This window comes from Salinispora pacifica DSM 45544, assembly GCF_000378845.1.
Taxonomy (GTDB): domain Bacteria; phylum Actinomycetota; class Actinomycetes; order Mycobacteriales; family Micromonosporaceae; genus Micromonospora; species Micromonospora pacifica.
This window is the reverse complement of record NZ_KB905359.1, coordinates 64,740-80,974: the sequence shown is the minus strand read 5'-3', so window position 1 is coordinate 80,974 and position 16,235 is coordinate 64,740. Positions and strand designations below refer to the sequence as shown.

At 69.4% G+C, this 16,235-nt stretch carries 16 protein-coding genes; 10 read left to right on the top strand and 6 right to left on the bottom strand.

Annotation, left to right across the window (positions count from 1 at the left end; all coding sequences use genetic code 11):
• Positions 1-2: 2 nt before the first annotated feature.
• Both SALPAC3_RS0100280 and SALPAC3_RS0100275 read left to right on the top strand, forming a co-directional pair.
• A complete protein-coding gene (locus SALPAC3_RS0100280) occupies positions 3-1,124 on the top strand; it encodes a DegT/DnrJ/EryC1/StrS family aminotransferase (protein ID WP_018219257.1) in 1,122 nt (373 codons plus the stop codon).
• A 30-nt stretch (positions 1,125-1,154) separates the two neighbouring features.
• A complete protein-coding gene (locus tag SALPAC3_RS0100275; RefSeq protein ID WP_050563674.1) occupies positions 1,155-2,399 on the top strand; it encodes a class I SAM-dependent methyltransferase in 1,245 nt (414 codons plus the stop codon).
• A 67-nt stretch (positions 2,400-2,466) separates the two neighbouring features.
• Here the strand turns inward: SALPAC3_RS0100275 and SALPAC3_RS0100270 are convergent, their stop codons facing one another.
• Positions 2,467-3,441, bottom strand: coding sequence for an NAD-dependent epimerase/dehydratase family protein (locus SALPAC3_RS0100270; RefSeq protein ID WP_018219255.1), 975 nt, complete (start codon positions 3,439-3,441; stop codon positions 2,467-2,469).
• 222 nt (positions 3,442-3,663) lie between these two features.
• On the opposite strand from SALPAC3_RS0100270, the gene SALPAC3_RS0100265 reads away from it, so the two are divergent.
• Entirely contained in the window at positions 3,664-5,178 is a 1,515-nt protein-coding gene (locus SALPAC3_RS0100265; RefSeq protein ID WP_232430432.1) for an FAD-binding oxidoreductase, read from the top strand.
• A 208-nt stretch (positions 5,179-5,386) separates the two neighbouring features.
• Here the strand turns inward: SALPAC3_RS0100265 and SALPAC3_RS0100255 are convergent, their stop codons facing one another.
• The gene (locus SALPAC3_RS0100255; protein ID WP_018219253.1) at positions 5,387-6,025 is read right to left on the bottom strand and encodes an ArsR/SmtB family transcription factor; all 639 of its coding nucleotides are present in this window, start codon (positions 6,023-6,025) and stop codon (positions 5,387-5,389) included.
• A gap of 58 nt (positions 6,026-6,083) precedes the next feature.
• Between SALPAC3_RS0100255 and SALPAC3_RS0100250 the strand changes: the two genes are divergently transcribed.
• A complete protein-coding gene (locus tag SALPAC3_RS0100250) occupies positions 6,084-7,358 on the top strand; it encodes an MFS transporter (protein ID WP_018219252.1) in 1,275 nt (424 codons plus the stop codon).
• A gap of 60 nt (positions 7,359-7,418) precedes the next feature.
• Here SALPAC3_RS0100250 and SALPAC3_RS25185 read toward each other — a convergent pair whose 3' ends face one another.
• Entirely contained in the window at positions 7,419-8,417 is a 999-nt protein-coding gene (locus SALPAC3_RS25185) for a helix-turn-helix transcriptional regulator (protein WP_050563714.1), read from the bottom strand.
• Positions 8,418-8,647: 230 nt separating this feature from the next.
• Positions 8,648-9,322 carry a nucleoside/nucleotide kinase family protein gene (locus SALPAC3_RS0100240; RefSeq protein ID WP_018219250.1) on the bottom strand — a complete coding sequence of 225 codons (675 nt, stop codon included), beginning with the start codon at positions 9,320-9,322 and terminating at the stop codon, positions 8,648-8,650.
• 326 nt (positions 9,323-9,648) lie between these two features.
• Here SALPAC3_RS0100240 and SALPAC3_RS0100235 point away from each other — a divergent pair, with 326 nt between their 5' ends.
• On the top strand, positions 9,649-10,269 hold the full coding sequence (locus SALPAC3_RS0100235) for a YdeI/OmpD-associated family protein (RefSeq protein WP_018219249.1): 621 nt from the start codon (positions 9,649-9,651) through the stop codon (positions 10,267-10,269).
• A 34-nt stretch (positions 10,270-10,303) separates the two neighbouring features.
• Here SALPAC3_RS0100235 and SALPAC3_RS0100230 read toward each other — a convergent pair whose 3' ends face one another.
• On the bottom strand, positions 10,304-11,236 hold the full coding sequence (locus SALPAC3_RS0100230; protein ID WP_232430548.1) for a helix-turn-helix transcriptional regulator: 933 nt from the start codon (positions 11,234-11,236) through the stop codon (positions 10,304-10,306).
• A gap of 103 nt (positions 11,237-11,339) precedes the next feature.
• On the opposite strand from SALPAC3_RS0100230, the gene SALPAC3_RS0100225 reads away from it, so the two are divergent.
• The 5 genes from SALPAC3_RS0100225 (at position 11,340) to SALPAC3_RS0100205 (ending at position 15,698) form a co-directional block, all read left to right on the top strand.
• Positions 11,340-12,065, top strand: a complete 726-nt coding sequence (locus SALPAC3_RS0100225) for an alpha/beta fold hydrolase (protein WP_018219247.1) — start codon at positions 11,340-11,342, stop codon at positions 12,063-12,065.
• 105 nt (positions 12,066-12,170) lie between these two features.
• Positions 12,171-13,022: an ABC transporter ATP-binding protein gene (locus tag SALPAC3_RS0100220; protein WP_018219246.1), complete on the top strand. Its 852-nt coding sequence runs from the start codon at positions 12,171-12,173 to the stop codon at positions 13,020-13,022.
• On the top strand, positions 13,019-13,852 hold the full coding sequence (locus tag SALPAC3_RS0100215) for an ABC transporter permease (RefSeq protein WP_018219245.1): 834 nt from the start codon (positions 13,019-13,021) through the stop codon (positions 13,850-13,852). The genes SALPAC3_RS0100220 and SALPAC3_RS0100215 overlap by 4 nt, the downstream gene beginning before the upstream one ends.
• Positions 13,810-15,066 carry a sensor histidine kinase gene (locus SALPAC3_RS0100210; protein ID WP_026185109.1) on the top strand — a complete coding sequence of 419 codons (1,257 nt, stop codon included), beginning with the start codon at positions 13,810-13,812 and terminating at the stop codon, positions 15,064-15,066. Before SALPAC3_RS0100215 ends, SALPAC3_RS0100210 begins: the two co-directional genes overlap by 43 nt.
• Positions 15,063-15,698: a response regulator gene (locus tag SALPAC3_RS0100205; protein WP_018219243.1), complete on the top strand. Its 636-nt coding sequence runs from the start codon at positions 15,063-15,065 to the stop codon at positions 15,696-15,698. Before SALPAC3_RS0100210 ends, SALPAC3_RS0100205 begins: the two co-directional genes overlap by 4 nt.
• Positions 15,699-15,742: 44 nt before the next feature.
• Here SALPAC3_RS0100205 and SALPAC3_RS0100200 read toward each other — a convergent pair whose 3' ends face one another.
• On the bottom strand, positions 15,743-16,213 hold the full coding sequence (locus tag SALPAC3_RS0100200) for a hypothetical protein (protein WP_018219242.1): 471 nt from the start codon (positions 16,211-16,213) through the stop codon (positions 15,743-15,745).
• Positions 16,214-16,235 lie beyond the last annotated feature (22 nt).

Here is a 16,235-nt window from a genome sequence, read left to right as displayed (position 1 = left end):
CTGTGACCACCCGGGTATGGGACTACCTGCAGGAGTACTCCGAGGAAAAGGACGACATCCTGGACGCCGTCCGCACCGTCCTCGGTTCCGGCCAGCTCGTCCTCGGCCCCGCCGTACGGGCCTTCGAGGAGGAGTTCGCCGCGTACCACGGCCTTGCGCACTGCATCGGCGTCGACAACGGCACCAACGCGGTCAAACTCGGCCTCGAAGCACTCGGCGTCACTCCCGGCGATGAGGTGATCACCGTCTCCAACACCGCGGCCCCCACGGTGGTGGCGATCGCCGGCGCCGGCGCCACACCCGTGTTCGTCGATGTCCGCGAGGAGGACCACCTCATGGACACCGACCAGCTGGAGCAGGCGCTGAGCCCCCGTACCAGGGCGATCGTGCCGGTGCACCTGTACGGGCAGTGCGTCAACATGGAACCGGTACTGCGTTTCGCCCGTCAGCACGACCTGGCCGTACTCGAGGACTGCGCCCAGGCGCACGGCGCACGCCACCACGGCCAGGTGGCCGGCACCTTCGGCGACGCCGCAGCCTTCTCGTTCTACCCGACGAAGGTGCTGGGCGCCTACGGCGACGGTGGCGCGGTCGTCACCGACCGCGAGGACACCAACCGCGCCCTGCGCCAGTTGCGCTACTACGGCATGGACAAGGTGTACTACGTGGTCCGCTCGCCCGGCCACAACAGCCGACTCGACGAGGTCCAGGCCGAGATCCTACGGCGCAAGCTGCGCCGACTCGACAGGTACATCGCGGGTCGCCGTGCGGTCGCCCGACGGTACGCCGAGGGCCTGCACAGCCTGACCGGTGCCGGTGGTCTGGTGCTGCCCACGACCTCCGCCGGAAACGAACACGTCCACTACGTCTACGTGGTACGCCACCCGCGGCGTGACGAGATCCTCCAGCGGCTGCGCCACTATGACATCGAGCTGAACATCAGCTACCCGTGGCCGGTCCACACGATGTCCGGCTTCCCGGAACTCGCCCGCCCCCGGATACCGCTGCCCCGCACCGAGCGACTGGCCGGCGAGATCTTCTCCCTGCCGATGTACCCCTCCCTGCCGTGGCACGTACAGGAGAAGGTCATCGCGGCCCTACACGACGTGCTCTCAGACCAGTGAGACCCCGCCCCGAAGACCCTTGGAGCGAACATGACCGGTAACAGCAGTGTCCACTCGAAAGGTGCCTGCCGCGTGTGCGGCGGCACCGTGGAGGAGTTCCTGGACCTGGGCTCCCAACCGATCTCGCAGGCGTTCCTGGAGCCGAGGGCTACGGAGAAGGAGTTCACCTTTCCGCTCACCATCGGCCGGTGTGCCAGTTGCATGATGGTCCAACTACTCCACGACGTGCCCCGGCACCTGATGTTCCATCGCGAGTACCCCTTTCATTCCTCCAGTTCGCAGGCCATGCAGGCGTACTTTGCCGACGTGGCCCGGACCCTCCTGCGCACCGAGCTGACCGACGACGACCCGTTCATCGTCGAGATTGGCTGCAACGACGGCATCATGTTGGGCACGATCAAGGACGCCGGAGTACGCCACCTCGGGTTCGAGCCCTCCGGCGGGGTCGCCGACGAAGCACGGGCGGCCGGTGTCCGGGTGCGCGGTGACTTCTTCGAGGAGGGCACGGCCAAGGAGGTGTGCGCGGCCGAGGGTACCGCCGACGTCATCTACTCGGCGAACACCCTGTGCCACATCCCCTACCTCGACTCGGTGATGCGCGGTGTCGACGCCCTGCTCGGCCCGAACGGCGTGTTCGTCTTCGAGGACCCGTACCTGGGCGACGTCGTCACCAAGACGTCCTTCGACCAGATCTACGACGAGCACTTCTACCTGTGGTCGGCGGAGTCGGTCCGGGCCACCGCCGCCCGCTTCGGCTTCGAGCTGGTCGACGTGCTGCGCCTTTCCGCGCACGGCGGAGAGGTGCGGTTCACCCTGGCCCGCGCGGGTACCCGCACACCCGCTCCCGCCGTGGCGGAGCTCCTGGCCGAGGAGCAGCAGCGGGGGCTGTCGGAGCTCGCCACCCTGCGTCGGTTCGCCGCCAACGTCAATGGCATCCGCGATGACCTCGTGCGGGTCCTGACGGACCTACGCGCCCAGGGACGCCGGGTCGTCGGGTACGGAGCGACGGCCAAGAGCGCCACTGTCCTCAACTACTGCGGCATCGGTCCGGAGCTGGTCGAGTTCGTGTGCGACACGACGCTGGAGAAGCACGGCAAGCTGACGCCCGGACAGCACATCCCGATCCGGCCACCGGCGGCGTTCGCCGACCCGTACCCCGACTACGCCCTGCTGTTCGCCTGGAACCACGCCGAGGAGATCATGGCCAAGGAGCCCGCCTTCACCGAGGCGGGCGGGCGCTGGCTGCTGTACGTCCCGGACGTACACGTGGTGTGAACACCGGGTGCCGCCGGGCCTGGGGAGGGCGGGCGGCACCCGACCTCCGCCGGGTCCCGGGTGCCGGTCAGCTCACAGCCACCGTGTCGATCAACGCGGCCACCGTCGTCGGCACCCCCTCCGCCAGCGGGATCCGTGCTTCCCACCCCGTTGCCGACCGGAACGGCCGCGCATCGAGCACCAAATCACGCAGATCGCCCGCGGTCGCGTTGACGGGGGCCGGCACCGAGACGACCGGGACCGGGGCGTCACCGGTGCACCGGGCCACGGCCTCGGCGATCGCCGCGAACAGATCGGCCAGCGACACCCCGGTACCGCTACCGACGAGCCAGTGCCGACCGGCGAGAGCATCCGCGTGGTCCAGCGCCGCCACGAACGCCGCCGCCGCATCCCGCACATGCAGCAGGTCCCGCTGGACCCTGCCGTCGTTCCACATGGTCAGCTCACCACCGGTCACGGCCCGACGAGCCATCGCGGCCACCACACCCTTGTCCGCCGGCCCGCCGTAGACCATCGGCAGCCGTAGCGACACTCCGCGCAGCAACCCGGAACGTCCGGCGTCGAGCAGCAGCCGCTCCGCTGCCAGCTTCTGCCGGTCGAATGCGCTTGCCGGTTGATCTGGTTCGGTGCCGTCGAGGGGCGTGCGGGCTGGCGGTCCGCTCTGCGACGACGAGCCAGCGTAGACAACCACGGGTACCTTCTCACCGTCCCGCACCGCGGCCACCAGGGATCGCACCACCCCGACGTTGACCTGCTCCGCCTCCACCGAGTCGGCGTCCCGCCAGCCGCCGCTGTGCTTGGTGAAGCACAGCACCGCGTCCGCGTCACCCACCACCTCGGCGACCCGGGACGGATCGGTGAGGTCGACGGAGACGGTCTCGATCCGCGCTTGGCCGGTCGGGTAGGCCGGATGGGGACCCCGCCCCACCAGGCGCAACCGGACGGGCCGGTCTGCCAGCTCGACGACCGTCGCTCGGCCGAGCGAACCGGTGGCACCCAGAATGGTGATCACGCGCCGGGAACCGGGTGGGTCAGTGGCCATTGAGATCTCCTCCGGACTTCGGGTCAAGCTTCCAGCCTCGTGTGGTCAGCCCGAGTCGTGCATCTCGTGACGTGCGCAACGGATTCCGCACGCCCGGAGAAGCGTCGTCGCGTCGGATGCCACCAAGATGTCCACAACCGAACCTGCCGGTCACCGGAGCAGCGTTCTGCTCACGCTCAGGGGATGCGGTAGGCAGGTACTCATTCGGCGAAGGGACGCGCGGTGCAGAGTCGTCGACACTTCTTGCGGATGGGCGCGGGCGCCGGTGTCGCCCTGACCGGGCTGGCTGCCTCGCCCGTGGCAGCGTCGGCCACCCATGGCAACGAGTGGGATCGGCTCGCTCGACGCCTCGACGGCGACCTGGTGCGGCCCGACAGCCCGGCATACCGGCAGGCGCGGCAGCTGGCCAGCGGCCAGTACGACAAGATTCGGCCGCGCGCCGTGGTCTACTGCTCCTCCAATCGGGACGTACAACAGGTGATCCGGTTCGCCGGCCACCACGACCTGCACACCGCCATCCGCAGCGGCGGCCACAGCTTCGGTGGCTTTTCCACCGGAGGGGGCATCGTGCTGGACGTCTCCCGACTCGCCGATGTCACCGTCCGCCGCGACACCGTCCTGGCCGGACCGGGGGTACAACAGGTCGACGCGCTGCACCGGCTCGCGCCGCAGGGGTTGATGCTCGCCGGTGGGGTGTGCCCGAACGTCTGCCTCGGTGGCTTCGTACAGGGAGGTGGCATCGGCCTCCTCACCCGCGGCCAGGGGCTGGCCTGCGATCAGCTGGTCGCCGCCCGGGTCGTGCTGGCCGACGGACAGACGGTACGCGCCTCCCGGGACGAGCATCCAGATCTGTTCTGGGCACTGCGGGGCGGTGGGGGCGGCAACTTCGGGGTGGTGACCGGGTACGAGCTTCAGCCCGTCGCGCTCACTTCCATGGTCAACTACACCCTCACCTGGCCGTTCGAGGAAGCCGTCGAGGTCATCACCGGGTGGCAGTCGTGGGCCGCCGCCGCCCCGGAACAGCTCGGCGCCTCCCTCGGCGTCATCACCGTTGATGCGGGCAGCGCCCAGCCACAGGTCGCCGTGTACGGTGCCTGGACCGGCCCGGAAGCCGGGCTGGACAGGCTCCTCGACCGGCTGACGGCGGAGGTCGGATCCATGCCGACGACCCGCAGCGTACAAGCGCACCGCCCATACGACGCGATGATGCAGTGGTACGGCTGCGCCGACCTCACCGTCGACCAGTGTCACCGGGTGGGATACTCGCCCGAGGCTGTGATGCCCCGGTCGAACTTCTACGCCACCCGTAACCGGATGTTCGCCCGACCGCTCCCCGCCGGGGAGTTGCGCCGGATGCTCGACGTCTTCGCCAGCCAGGGCCGCACCGGACAGTTCCGGCTGCTCTACTTCGAGGCGCTGGGCGGGGCGGCGAGTGCCCTGCCACGCCAGGCCACCGCGTACGTGCATCGGGACGCGACCCTGCTGGGCGGCTACGCGGTCTCCCTCACCGACCCGGCGTACCAACGCAACGACGTGTCGGCGGCGAAGCGATGGCTCGCCGACGGCTTCGCCATCCTCGATCACGAGGGCCGGCGCGAGAGCTACCAGAACTTCATCGATCCCGACCTGCCGGACTGGCGCCGCTCCTACTACGCGGAGAACTACGGCCGTCTGGCGGAGGTCAAGCACCGCTACGACCGGCACGGCTTCTTCCGTTTCGCCCAGGGCATCGACTGACCGGCGGATGCGCACCGACCGCGGCCGGCGAGCCCGACCGTACGTGTGCGCGTGCGAACTGGTGGAGATTCTCGCTCCGCCTACCACCAACCTGCGGCTCCGCCGGGCCGGCGCCGGCAGGGCCAAAGTTGACTAACGTCGATGCCAGGTAAGGGAGCCACGTTCCTTCCGGTGCGGCGGGTGGTGCCAGCCGTCGATGCGCCCGCCGTCACCGGTCACGGGGTGACCAGAACATCATGAGGAAGTTGACTGGCACGTCCGCCTCGGCGGCGGAGTCCGGCCGGTTGAACTCCTCCATGAGCGCGTCGAGCCGGGCGCGGAACTCCACCGCCCGCTCCCGGCTCACCATCTTGTCGGCCGTCACCAGCATCGGTCCTGGCGACTCCGCGTCGGTGGCGGCTGTCGACTCCCGACCGAGCCGCCCGGCCAGAATGTCGTTGATCAGCCGGCCCCGGGAGTCGTCCAACGCGGCGGCGAACGCCCTGGCCACCTCGCTGGCGTTGCCGGGCTCGACCACCAGGTCGCGGCTGAGCCGTAACGCGAGCTGCGCGACCTGGTACTGGCTCTCCTGAATCCCGGAGACGAGGCGGGTGCTGGCGACCCGGATCAGCCCGGCCGCCTCCAGGACCTTGATGTGCCGGTAGAGACGGGTCGGCGGCTGCTCGAGCGAGTGGGCCAGCTGTTTCACGGTCCTCGGGGTCCGCACGTCTGCCATCAGGGCACGCATGATGCTCAGGCGCAGCGGATCCGAGAGCGCCTTGAGGGTCTCGACGTCATCGACCTGCCGTACCACCTCGGGCTTCTCGACCCGGTCGGCACTCGCAGGTTGGTCTTCGTGCGCGGCCATCGACCACCTTCCCCTTTACGGTCTGGTCCGATGTTAGCCCTAACGTTAGCATTCACGAATGAGTGAACGTTTAGCGGAGCGAGAAAAGAAGGCCGATCACCCGACACCACTCCGGCGCAACTGGCGCTTCCAGGCGCTCTGGGCCGGTGCGGGCGCCGCCAACCTGGGCCTCGAGGCCGTTGAGGTGGCGTACCCCCTGCTCATCCTGACGCTCACCGGCTCTCCCGCCCTCGCTGGCCTGTTCGGCTTCGTCCAGGTTGGCACCATCGTCCTCGTCGGGCTCCCGGCCGGGGTGCTGGTTGACCGTTGGGACCGGCGCCGCGTCCTGCTGGTCGCCGAGGCCAGCCGCGCACTGGCGCTGGGCTTGGTGATCGTGGCCCTCGTCCTTGACCGGATCACCGTCGCCCACCTGATGGCTGTCGCCGTCGTCCTGGGCACCGGCACCGCGTTCGGCGCCACCGCCCGGATGTTGCTGATCCGCGCGGTCGTCCCGCCGCAGCAGCTCACCCTCGCTCTCAGCCAGGACGAGGCGCGTGGTGGAGTCGCGGCCCTCGCCGGACCGCCACTGGGCGGGGCGCTGTTCGTCGCCGCACGGGCCTACCCGTTCGTCGCAGCGACGATCGGCTTCGTGATCTCGTTCGGGTGCGCGCTCGTCGTCCGGGTGCCGAAGGTGCGGCGCCCGACCCCCGCCAGCGCTCCGGCCTCGACGACCAGCGCGTGGGGCCCCCTCGCCACGGTCTCCTCCGGTCTACGTGAGGTGCTCGGCAGCAAGCTCCTACGGGTAGCGCTGCTGCTGATCTGCGTCTTCTACCTCAGCCTCACGGCCGCTATCCTCGTGGTCGTCGTCAGCCTGCGCGAGCAGGGCACCTCCGCCGCGATGATCGGTATCGCCCTGAGCGGCAGCGCCGTCGGCATGCTCGCCGGCGCCGCCCTCGTACCGCGGCTCAACACGCACCTCTCCCCCGGCGTACTCCTGCTCTGCGCGTCCGCGCTGACCACGGGCGCCGTCGGCCTGCTGGCCCTGCGGCTCGGCCCCTGGTGGGTCTTCGCGATGCTCGTGGCGGCCGCCTTGGGCCTGCCCGCACTCAAGATCCTGATGGACATCCTGATCTTCCGCCAGACCCCGGACGAGCGCCGTGGCCAGGCCGTCTCGGCCACGATCACACTCATCGGCGCCGGCTCCCCCCTCGGCTCCCTCGTCGGTGGTCTGGCCCTGCAGTACCTCGATGTGACCCGCGCGGTGCTCCTCGTCGCCGGCATCCAGGGACTCATCACCCTCGCCGGTCTCGCCACCCGAAAGGTCCGCGACGCGCGGTGGCCCGAGGAAGCCTGACACCGGCGGCCGGCTCCGGGCCGCGCGGGCGACCCGAACGTCCAGCTCGCCAAGGTCGACTTACGCAGGCTGCCCTCGCATCATCGGTCGTCCCCGTCGGCCGGTGGATACGCCACCCGCCGCGCGGCGGAACCGCGTCGCGAGGCGATCGAACGCCACCGCGAGTTCGTCTCCGTCAATCACCTCAAGGTCGAGGTCGAGCTGTGTCAGCCACAACGCGAGCCGGTCGGGGTGGTCGGAGCCCAGCACGACCTGGCAGGTGAACTCGTCAACCACCTCGATGTCGACCGGGATGCGGATCTTCGCGGCGACCTTGGCGGCAGGTGCATGTACGAGTACCCGGGCGCGGTACGTCCAAGCCGCCTTGCTGACCCGTCCGACGACGTACTCGACGATGTCGTCCGCCGGAATCGCCCGCGGCTGAAACCGCACGCCGGTCGGTGCGTGCACCACCATGCGGTCTACCCGGAAGACCCGCCAGTCGTCCCGGTCGAGATCCCAGGCGAGTAGGTACCAGAGCGTCCCCCAGCTCACCAGCCGTTGCGGCTCGGCATGGCGAATCCCTTCGCTGCCGCCCGGCTTGGTGTAGCCGAAGCGAAGCCGTTCATGGCCGCGGATCGCGGCAGCGACCGCGCCGAGAACCGACAGGTCCAGCGGCGGCCGCGCCCCCGGAACAACGCTCGTCGCCTCCCGTACCGCCGCAACGCGCCGACGGAGGCGTGCGGGCAGCACCTGCTCCAGCTTCGCGAGCGCGGTGAGCGATGTCTCTTCGACACCGAGCCGCTGGGTCGCGACCGCACCCAGCCCGACCGCGACCGCCACCGCCTCGTCGTCGTCGAGCAGTAGTGGGGGCATCGCCGTGCCGGCGGCCAGCCGGTACCCACCCGCGATGCCCGGGCGCGAGTTCACGGGATAGCCGAGCGACCGCAGTCTGGCGACGTCGGCGCGGACCGTCCTCGTGCTCACCTCCAGCCGACCGGCGAGTTCGGCGCTCGTCCAGTCCCGCTTGAGCTGGAGCAGTGACAGCAGTTCGAGCAGGCGGGCCGAGGTCTCCAACACGTTCCCCAGCATGTCAGCCATTGCGGAAGCTGCTGTGCCGCATTGACGATCCAGCTGTCTCGTCACCGACGGCTGCCCGCCGGTCACCAGGGACGACGGCGCCGGTCGAGATCATCTGGCCGACCTACTCGTCTCGCTGCTGGGACCGCCTGCTCTCGTACCCGGTGGGCCCACCATCGCTGGCCGGTTGGACCAACGCGGTTCATGCTGATGGCCGCATCGAGTACGGGTCAGCGTGCTTGAGTCTCCCAGGCCGGCAGCCGAGGCTCGTCGTTGTGTACAACGACATCGACGTGGTCGGTCGGACGAATCCTCGCGAAGTAGAGCTGTTGCGAGGGGATGTAACGCTCCCGCCAGCGTCGTTCGACATCGGCCCGGGACGACACCCGGCCTTCTCGGATCACGGCACGATCCACGGTCTTGTCAAGGGCTGTCGACACGAAGATGCGCAGGTCCCACCGATCGATCAATTCTGGGCGTAGGAGGAAGACGCCGTCGAAGACCAGCACGGCGTTGACGGGGGCGGTCATGACCGGTGGGGACAGCACGGAATCCGCGATGTGGTCGTAGACCGCGGGTTGGAAGCGTCGATCTCCGCCCGGGCCAAGCGGATCGAGCAGGACCCGGGTCAGCGCGTCGTGGTCGTGGGCGTCGAGGTAGCAGCCCTCGGCCGAGTACTCGCCCCGTCGATAGCGCTGCGCCCGAGGAACGACGAAGTCGTCGATCGTGGCGCGGATGACAGCGCGGCCCTGGTCGCGCAGGACGACGGCCAGCTCGTCGGCGAGGTTGGTCTTGCCGGCGGCGGGCGGTCCGTCGACAGCTACCCGCGTGGGGTGCCCGAGTGCGACGGATTCGACCGACTCAGCCAGGCGGCCAAGTAACTCGTCGCGGGTGCCATGCTCCACAGTGTGCCCCGCCCCGCTCTTACGACAGTGCGTGTCGAACCGACTCTGCGCCCGTCCGCCACTCTCGCACGTCACAATCCGAGTGAGCGACAAGGGCGCGACAGCTGGGCCTGATCTGCGTTTGCGGACATCCGAAATCAGCAGGCGGATGGCCACGGACGACCATCCGGAGCCCGGAAAACATGGGTGAAGGCAGCCGCGGCCGGGCACCGACAGGTGAACCCTGACGACCAAACGGTCAGTCGTGTGGGGGGATCACCCTGCCCCGATGGTCCCACGAGTGGCCGACGCGCTGGCGGCCCGGCGGGGCGGGTTAGCCTGCCGTCATGGCGAGCGCTGAACTGGACGAGTTGATTGTCGAGGATGCCGAGGCACTGCGCACGTGGTTGGCGGCCAACCATGCCACGTCGCCGGGCGTCTGGCTCGTTCTGACCAAGAGAGGTGGCACCGCCACCACGTTGACGTGGCAGCAGGCGGTTGATGAGGCCCTCTGCTTCGGCTGGATCGACGGGCAGGGCCGGAAGCGGGATCAGGAGACATCCTGGATCCGGTTTACCCCGCGCCGGCCCCGCAGTTCCTGGTCGCAACGCAATGTCGGCCACGTGGCCCGGCTGGAGGCACAGGGGCGCATGATGCCCTCCGGCCGGGCTGCGGTGGAAACCGCCAAGGCAGACGGGCGGTGGGCGGCCGCCTACGCCCCGCCGTCGGAGGCCGAGGTGCCGGACGACCTACTCGCCGCCATCGCTGCCAACCCTGCCGCCCAAGCCATGTTCGACGTACTCACCAGGACCAACCGGTTCGCCCTCATCCAACGCCTTGCTGCCGTCAAACGGACGCAGACCCGCGAGCGCAAGATCGGCGAGTTCGTCGCCATGCTGGCCCGCCACGAGACAATTTACCCACAGAAGGCCACACCGCCGGCCTCGCCGCAATCGGCGACCTCATGACCCTGTCAACTGACCTGTTCCGTTCCTGGTAGCGCTAGTCGCCGGGCTGGGTGCCGGGCCGCGAAGGTGAAAGCGCGGTGCTGAAGCGGGCCGCGAGTGTGGCCACGGCGGCGCGTAGTTCAGGGCCTTCCTCGACTGAAAAGTCAAAGGGGACCGCGGCCAGCCACTCCTGGGCGTACATCATGGGGTTTCGGGTGCTGCCGACCAGGACGCAGCGGTCACCGTCGCGCTCGAGGCAGCCCATCGGCGGCCGGATCCACGGTGCCACCTGCGCCCGTGGCGCGTGGAACACCACACGGGTGGGGTACTCCCAGCCCGTGCCGAGCTTCTCCTCAAGCATGGCGACTGGATCCAGGGCGTCGGGCGGCGTATAGCTGTGCGGCAACTGTCGAGCGACCCGAATCCGATCGATACGGTACGTACGAATCGCGCCCGCGCGGTGTGAGTGGCCCAGCAGGTACCAACGTCCGTACCGTACGACGACGGCCCACGGGTCGACCTCAGCGTCCCGCTCCTCGCCGCTCTCGCCGCTGTAGGTGACCAGGACGCGGCGCCGGTCGGCGACGGCGGCGACCAGGGCGCTTGTGGTGGCGGGGGCAGGGCGAGCTGATCGCCGATCCGGGGTGGCCGAGACGTACGCCCACAGCGCCGCCGCCTGCCGTCCGACGCTCTCGGGCAGAGCCCGGATGACCTTGCTGAGCGCCGAACCGATGGGGTCGTCGGCGTCGATCGCGGTCGGCTGCCCGTCGAGCACAGCCATGACCAGGCTGAGGGCCTGTTCCTGGGTGAAGACGACCGGCGGTAGCCGGGTGCCGCGGCCCAGTCGGTAGCCGCCATAAGGCCCGCGGACCGACTCGATCAGGATGCCGGCCTCACGAAGGATCCCGACGTAGCGTCGCGCGGCCCGCTCCGTCACCCCTAACCGGGCGGCGAGGTGATCGGCAGTCACGCCGGGACGTGCCTGCAGGATCTCGAGTGTGCGTAGGGCTCGGGCGGTAGGGCTCGGACCGGTTCGCACAACGAAAGATTACCGGAAGTAGAACGTCCGGAATCGCCGTTAGGTTGCTGCCATGACTACAGAGCAGATCGTGCTCCTGGGTGGCCTATGGCTCGACGGGTCGATGTGGAACACCGTCGGACACGAGTTAGCCCAGAGAGGCCGCCGCGCGGTACCGGTGACCCTGCCGGGGCAGGGCGACGGGAACAGCGCGGCGACGCTGGCCGACCAGCTGGCCGCGGTGCTGGCCGTCGTCGACAGTGATCCTGGCAAGTCCGTGGTGGTGGGGCACTCCGCCGCCTGCACCCTGGCTTGGATGGCGGCCGACGCGCGGCCCGAGCGCGTGGCCAAGGTTGTTCTGATCGGCGGGGTCCCCTCCGACGACGGGCGGCCGTACGCTGACTTCTTCGAGATCAACGACGGCGTCATGCCGTTCCCGGGTTGGGAACCGTTCGACGGGGCGGACGCGGCCGACCTGGATGAGCAGGCCCGGCAGGCCTTCGCAGCGGCGGCGATCCCGGTTCCCGAGCGCGTGGCCAAGGGCGTTGTGCGGCTAACGGACGAACGGCGATTCAACGTCCCGATCATGGTGGTGTGCCCGGAGTTCACGCCCGCCGCTGCACAAGAGTCGATTGATGCGGGAGACATACCCGAGCTAGCCCGAGCCAAGCACGTTGACCTGATAGACATCGACTCTGGACACTGGCCAATGATTACCCGTCCCGCCGAGCTGGCACGAATCCTCGCCGAGGTCTCGCCAAGACCGCACAGCCGAGTTCCTGGAGCGCGCCGCGGCTAGCCTCGTTGTGGTGCCGGCTGAATCCCGTTGTCCATCGATCGGTGGACAACGGAATTCAGTCGGGTGGTCGTCCCATACGGACTGCGGCGACAAGACCCTGGAAGCATGACCGAATCGCTCGCCGCACGAGTGCGGGGCCTGCGCAAATGCTATGGGAACAACCCGGCGGTCGACGGAATCGACCTCGACATCGTCCCCGGTGAGATCTTCGCGCTGCTCGGCCCGAATGGCGCCGGCAAGACGACGACGGTGGAGATCCTCGAAGGCTACCGCCGCCGGGATGAGGGCGAGGTGTCCGTCCTGGGCGTTGACCCGCAGCAGGCTCCACGGAGCTGGCGGTACGGCATCGGCATCGTTTTGCAGGACGTCGCCGACCTGTCCGAGCTCACCGTCGGTGAGACGGTTCGGCACTTCGCCCGGTACTACCCCGACGCCGGGGACCCCGATCAGGTGATCGATTCCGTCGGACTGAGCGAGAAGACGCGGGCGCGGGTGCGCACGCTCTCCGGCGGCCAGCGGCGTCGGCTCGACGTCGCGGTCGGCGTCATCGGCAACCCGAAGTTGCTGTTCCTGGACGAGCCGACTACCGGCTTCGACCCCCGGGCACGCCGGCAGTTCTGGAGCCTGATCCGCTCGCTGGCCGCCGAGCACGGCACCACCGTCCTGCTCACCACGCACTATCTCGACGAGGCCGAGGCGCTCGCCAACCGGGTCGCGGTCGTCGCCGCAGGCAAGATCGTCGCCGTGGGGGACCCGGCGACGCTCGGTGGACGGGCCGGTGCCGAGGTCACCGTCTCCTGGGACGACGACGGTGTGCGCCGCACCGAGCACACATCGGATCCTGGTCCGCTCGTCGCCGACCTCACCAGCCGCCACGGCGGGACCGTGCCGGGCCTCACCGTGACCCGGCAAAGCCTCGAAGATGTCTACCTGGCCCTCACCGGGAGCGACCGATGACCACCGCACCGACCGCCGGCGCGCGCCGTGGGCCGTCGGTCGCCTACCTCGGCCTGCACCGCGGCATTGTCGAGCTCAAGGCCTTCTTCCGGGAGCGCGACGCCGTCGTGTTCACGTTCGCCCTGCCGGCCGTCTTGCTCGCGCTGCTCGGCGCACTGATCAGCGGGGTGTACGAGGGCAGCAGCGTCACCTCGGCGCAGTATCTCGTGCCCAGCATGGTCGCCGCCGGCGTCGCCTCCACCACATTCGTCAATCTCGGTATCAGTGTCGCCGCCGACCGGGCGGACGGCACGCTGAAGCGGCTACGCGGTGCGCCGACGCCCGCCGCGGCCTACTTTCTCGGCAAGGTCATCATGATGCTCGTCGTGACGGTCGCCGAGGTTGTCGTCCTGTTCGGAATCGGTGTGCTGATGTTCGACGTCACGATGCCGACCGACCCGTCGCGCTGGTTGACCTTCGCCTGGGTGTTCGTGCTCGGTGTCACCGGATGCACGTTCCTCGGCATCGCGGCGAGCAGCCTGGCCAGCTCGGAGCGCAGCGCCGGCGCGGTGATGAACCTGCCCTACATCGCGCTGTCGTTCATCTCTGGCATCTTCTACACGCCGATCAGCGCATTGCCCGAGCCGCTGCTCACGGTGGGCTCGCTGTTCCCGCTGAAGTGGATGGCCCAGGGCTTCCGTTCGGCCCTGCTGCCGGACACCATCCTCACCCAGGAGGTCGTGATGTCGTGGGAGCATGCCAGAACGGCGGTGGTCCTGGGCGCGTGGTGCATCGGAGGTCTCCTACTGTGCCGCACGACGTTTCGCTGGCGGGGACGCAGGGACGGGTGATCCCCGGCACCCGCTCCACAACAGGTCCGACCCCCCGCTCTGGCGCGGGTGGTGGATGGTGGACCAGCGACGTGGTGTGGGAGATCTACTACGTCTTCATCGCCGTCGCCACCGCTGCCCTCGTCCTGGGGTCCACGAACCGACCGGTCGCGGCCCGCGCCGGGGCGGTGGCCACGATCGCCGTGGCACTCGTCTGGTACGCCGCGTGGCGGCGCGTGCTCTCCGGCGGGGGTGGCGCCACCTGGCGCGGCTACGCCTACTTCGCCGGCGCCACCGGGTTGTTCGCCGCCGGTGTGGCGATGGCCAACGGTGTGTCACTGCTGCTGGCCATGCTGTGCCCGCAGGCGTACGTCATCCTGCCGCGCCGGCGGGCGTTCATCGCGGTGATGACAGTCAACGTCAGCTACCTGGCGGTGGTCTTCGCCGTCTCGCGTGATCTGGTCGCCCTGCTCGAGGCGCCGCTGTGGGTGGCGATGATGACGGTGGTCGTCTCGGTGGTGTGCGGTACCTGGTTCAGCCACGTCTCGGACCAGAACGACGACCGCGCCGAGCTGATCCGCGCACTCGAGGCCAGCCGCGCGGAGGTGGCACGGCTCAGCCACGAGGACGGCGTGAACGCCGAGCGGCAGCGCCTCGCCGCAGACATCCACGACACCATCGCGCAGGGGCTGTCCAGCGTGCTGATGTTGATGCAGGCGGCCGAGGCCGACCTCGAACGATCACCCGGGAAGGCGCGGCGGCACCTGGCCCTGGCGATGGACACCGCTCGCGACAATCTGACCGAGGCGCGGGCGCTGGTCGGAGCGCTCACGCCGGCCGCGCTCGACGACTCCTCGCTGGCGCAGGCGCTGCGCCGGCTCGTTGACCGCTTCCGATCGGAGACCGGCCTGCACGCGGAGTTCGCCGCCGACGTCACCGGACCGCCGCTGCCCAAGGCGCTCGAGGTGGTGCTGCTGCGTACGGCGCAGGAGTCACTCACGAACGTCCGCAAGCACGCCCGGGCCAACGCGGTGGTCGTACGGCTGGAGCACCACGACGGGTCGTTGGTACTGGAGACGCAGGACGACGGGTGCGGTCGGGCCACGACGGCGCAATCGGGAGGCTATGGGTTGGCAGCGATGCGCAGTCGCGTCCAGCAGATGTCCGGCACGGTGACGGTGAGCTCCGAACTCGGTTCGGGCACCCTGGTCCGGGTCGAGGTACCGGTCCGGTGATCTCGGTGCTGCTGGTGGACGACCATCCGGTCGTACGGGCCGGTGTCCGCGGCATGCTCGACGGTGAGCCGGACATCGCCGTCGTCGGCGAGGCCGCCTCCGGGGCCGAGGCGCTCACGTCGGCGCGGGCCCTGCGCCCGGATGTGGTGTTGATGGACCTCCGCCTGCCTGGCCTCGACGGCGTGGGCGCCACCAGCCAACTACGCACGGTGGCACCGGACACGCGGGTCCTGGTGCTCACGACGTACGAGTCCGACGCGGACGTGCTGCGAGCCGTCGAGGCGGGCGCCACCGGGTATCTCCTCAAGGACTCCTCGCGCGCCGACCTGCTCGGTGCCATCCGGGCGGCCGCTCGGGGCGAGACGGTACTGTCACCGAAGGTCGCAACCCGGCTGCTGAACCGGATGCGGCACCCGAAGCAGGACGCGCTGTCCCCGCGCGAAGCCAACGTTCTGCGCCTCGTGGCGGCCGGCATGTCCAATCCGGACATCGGTCGAACCCTGACCATCACCGAGGCCACCGTCAAGACGCATCTGCTGCGTGCGTTCGCGAAACTCGGCGTCTCCGACCGCACGGCGGCAGTGACCAAGGCGATGTCGCTGGGGCTCATCCCACCCGACGCGGGAACCTGACGACCTACTTGCCTGCCGGTCTACCAACACTCGATGGGCTGCCCTCACAGCACACGTGGACCACCCGCTACGCCGTAGAACCAGTGCCGATCGGCCGAAGGCACCGCCGGTAGCTGATCCCGGATCAAACTCTCGACCGCCTCGGCGAGATCAGCGACCACATCGCCGGCTATCTGCTCATGCCCCCGCAGGAAGTAGGGCTCATCGTCGATCAGGTAGCGCTGAGCGGCCTCCGCAGATGTGACGATCCCAGACCCACGAAGCCGGCGTCCTGCCGCCGCGACAATCGAACGGGCGTAGTCGCGCTGCTCGGTGTCCCACTCATCAGGGTCCAAGGCGAAGAAACGGCTGGAGCCGACCCGCACCTGGGTGCGGAGGTCTTCCACCACCACGTCAGCCCGTGGTGGGCGCTGCCCGGGCGCTGTCTCCGCGTGCACCAGAGCGGCCTCCAGGAGCAAGATCCCCAGGCTGACGTCGTAGGCCCAGAACCAACGGCCCCCAAACCCGACCGGCACTGTCCTGCTCACTCCAGCCCCT

Bases quoted from the DNA above. Each gene is read 5' to 3' on its own strand.
- SALPAC3_RS0100215 (WP_018219245.1), top strand. From the start codon at position 13,019: ATGACCACCGCACCGACCGCCGGCGCGCGCCGTGGGCCGTCGGTCGCC.
- SALPAC3_RS0100255 (WP_018219253.1), bottom strand. From the start codon at position 6,025: ATGGCCGCGCACGAAGACCAACCTGCGAGTGCCGACCGGGTCGAGAAG.
- SALPAC3_RS0100225 (WP_018219247.1), top strand. From the start codon at position 11,340: ATGACTACAGAGCAGATCGTGCTCCTGGGTGGCCTATGGCTCGACGGG.
- SALPAC3_RS0100235 (WP_018219249.1), top strand. From the start codon at position 9,649: ATGGCGAGCGCTGAACTGGACGAGTTGATTGTCGAGGATGCCGAGGCA.
- SALPAC3_RS0100250 (WP_018219252.1), top strand. From the start codon at position 6,084: ATGAGTGAACGTTTAGCGGAGCGAGAAAAGAAGGCCGATCACCCGACA.
- SALPAC3_RS0100220 (WP_018219246.1), top strand. From the start codon at position 12,171: ATGACCGAATCGCTCGCCGCACGAGTGCGGGGCCTGCGCAAATGCTAT.
- SALPAC3_RS0100270 (WP_018219255.1), bottom strand. From the start codon at position 3,441: ATGGCCACTGACCCACCCGGTTCCCGGCGCGTGATCACCATTCTGGGT.
- SALPAC3_RS0100275 (WP_050563674.1), top strand. From the start codon at position 1,155: ATGACCGGTAACAGCAGTGTCCACTCGAAAGGTGCCTGCCGCGTGTGC.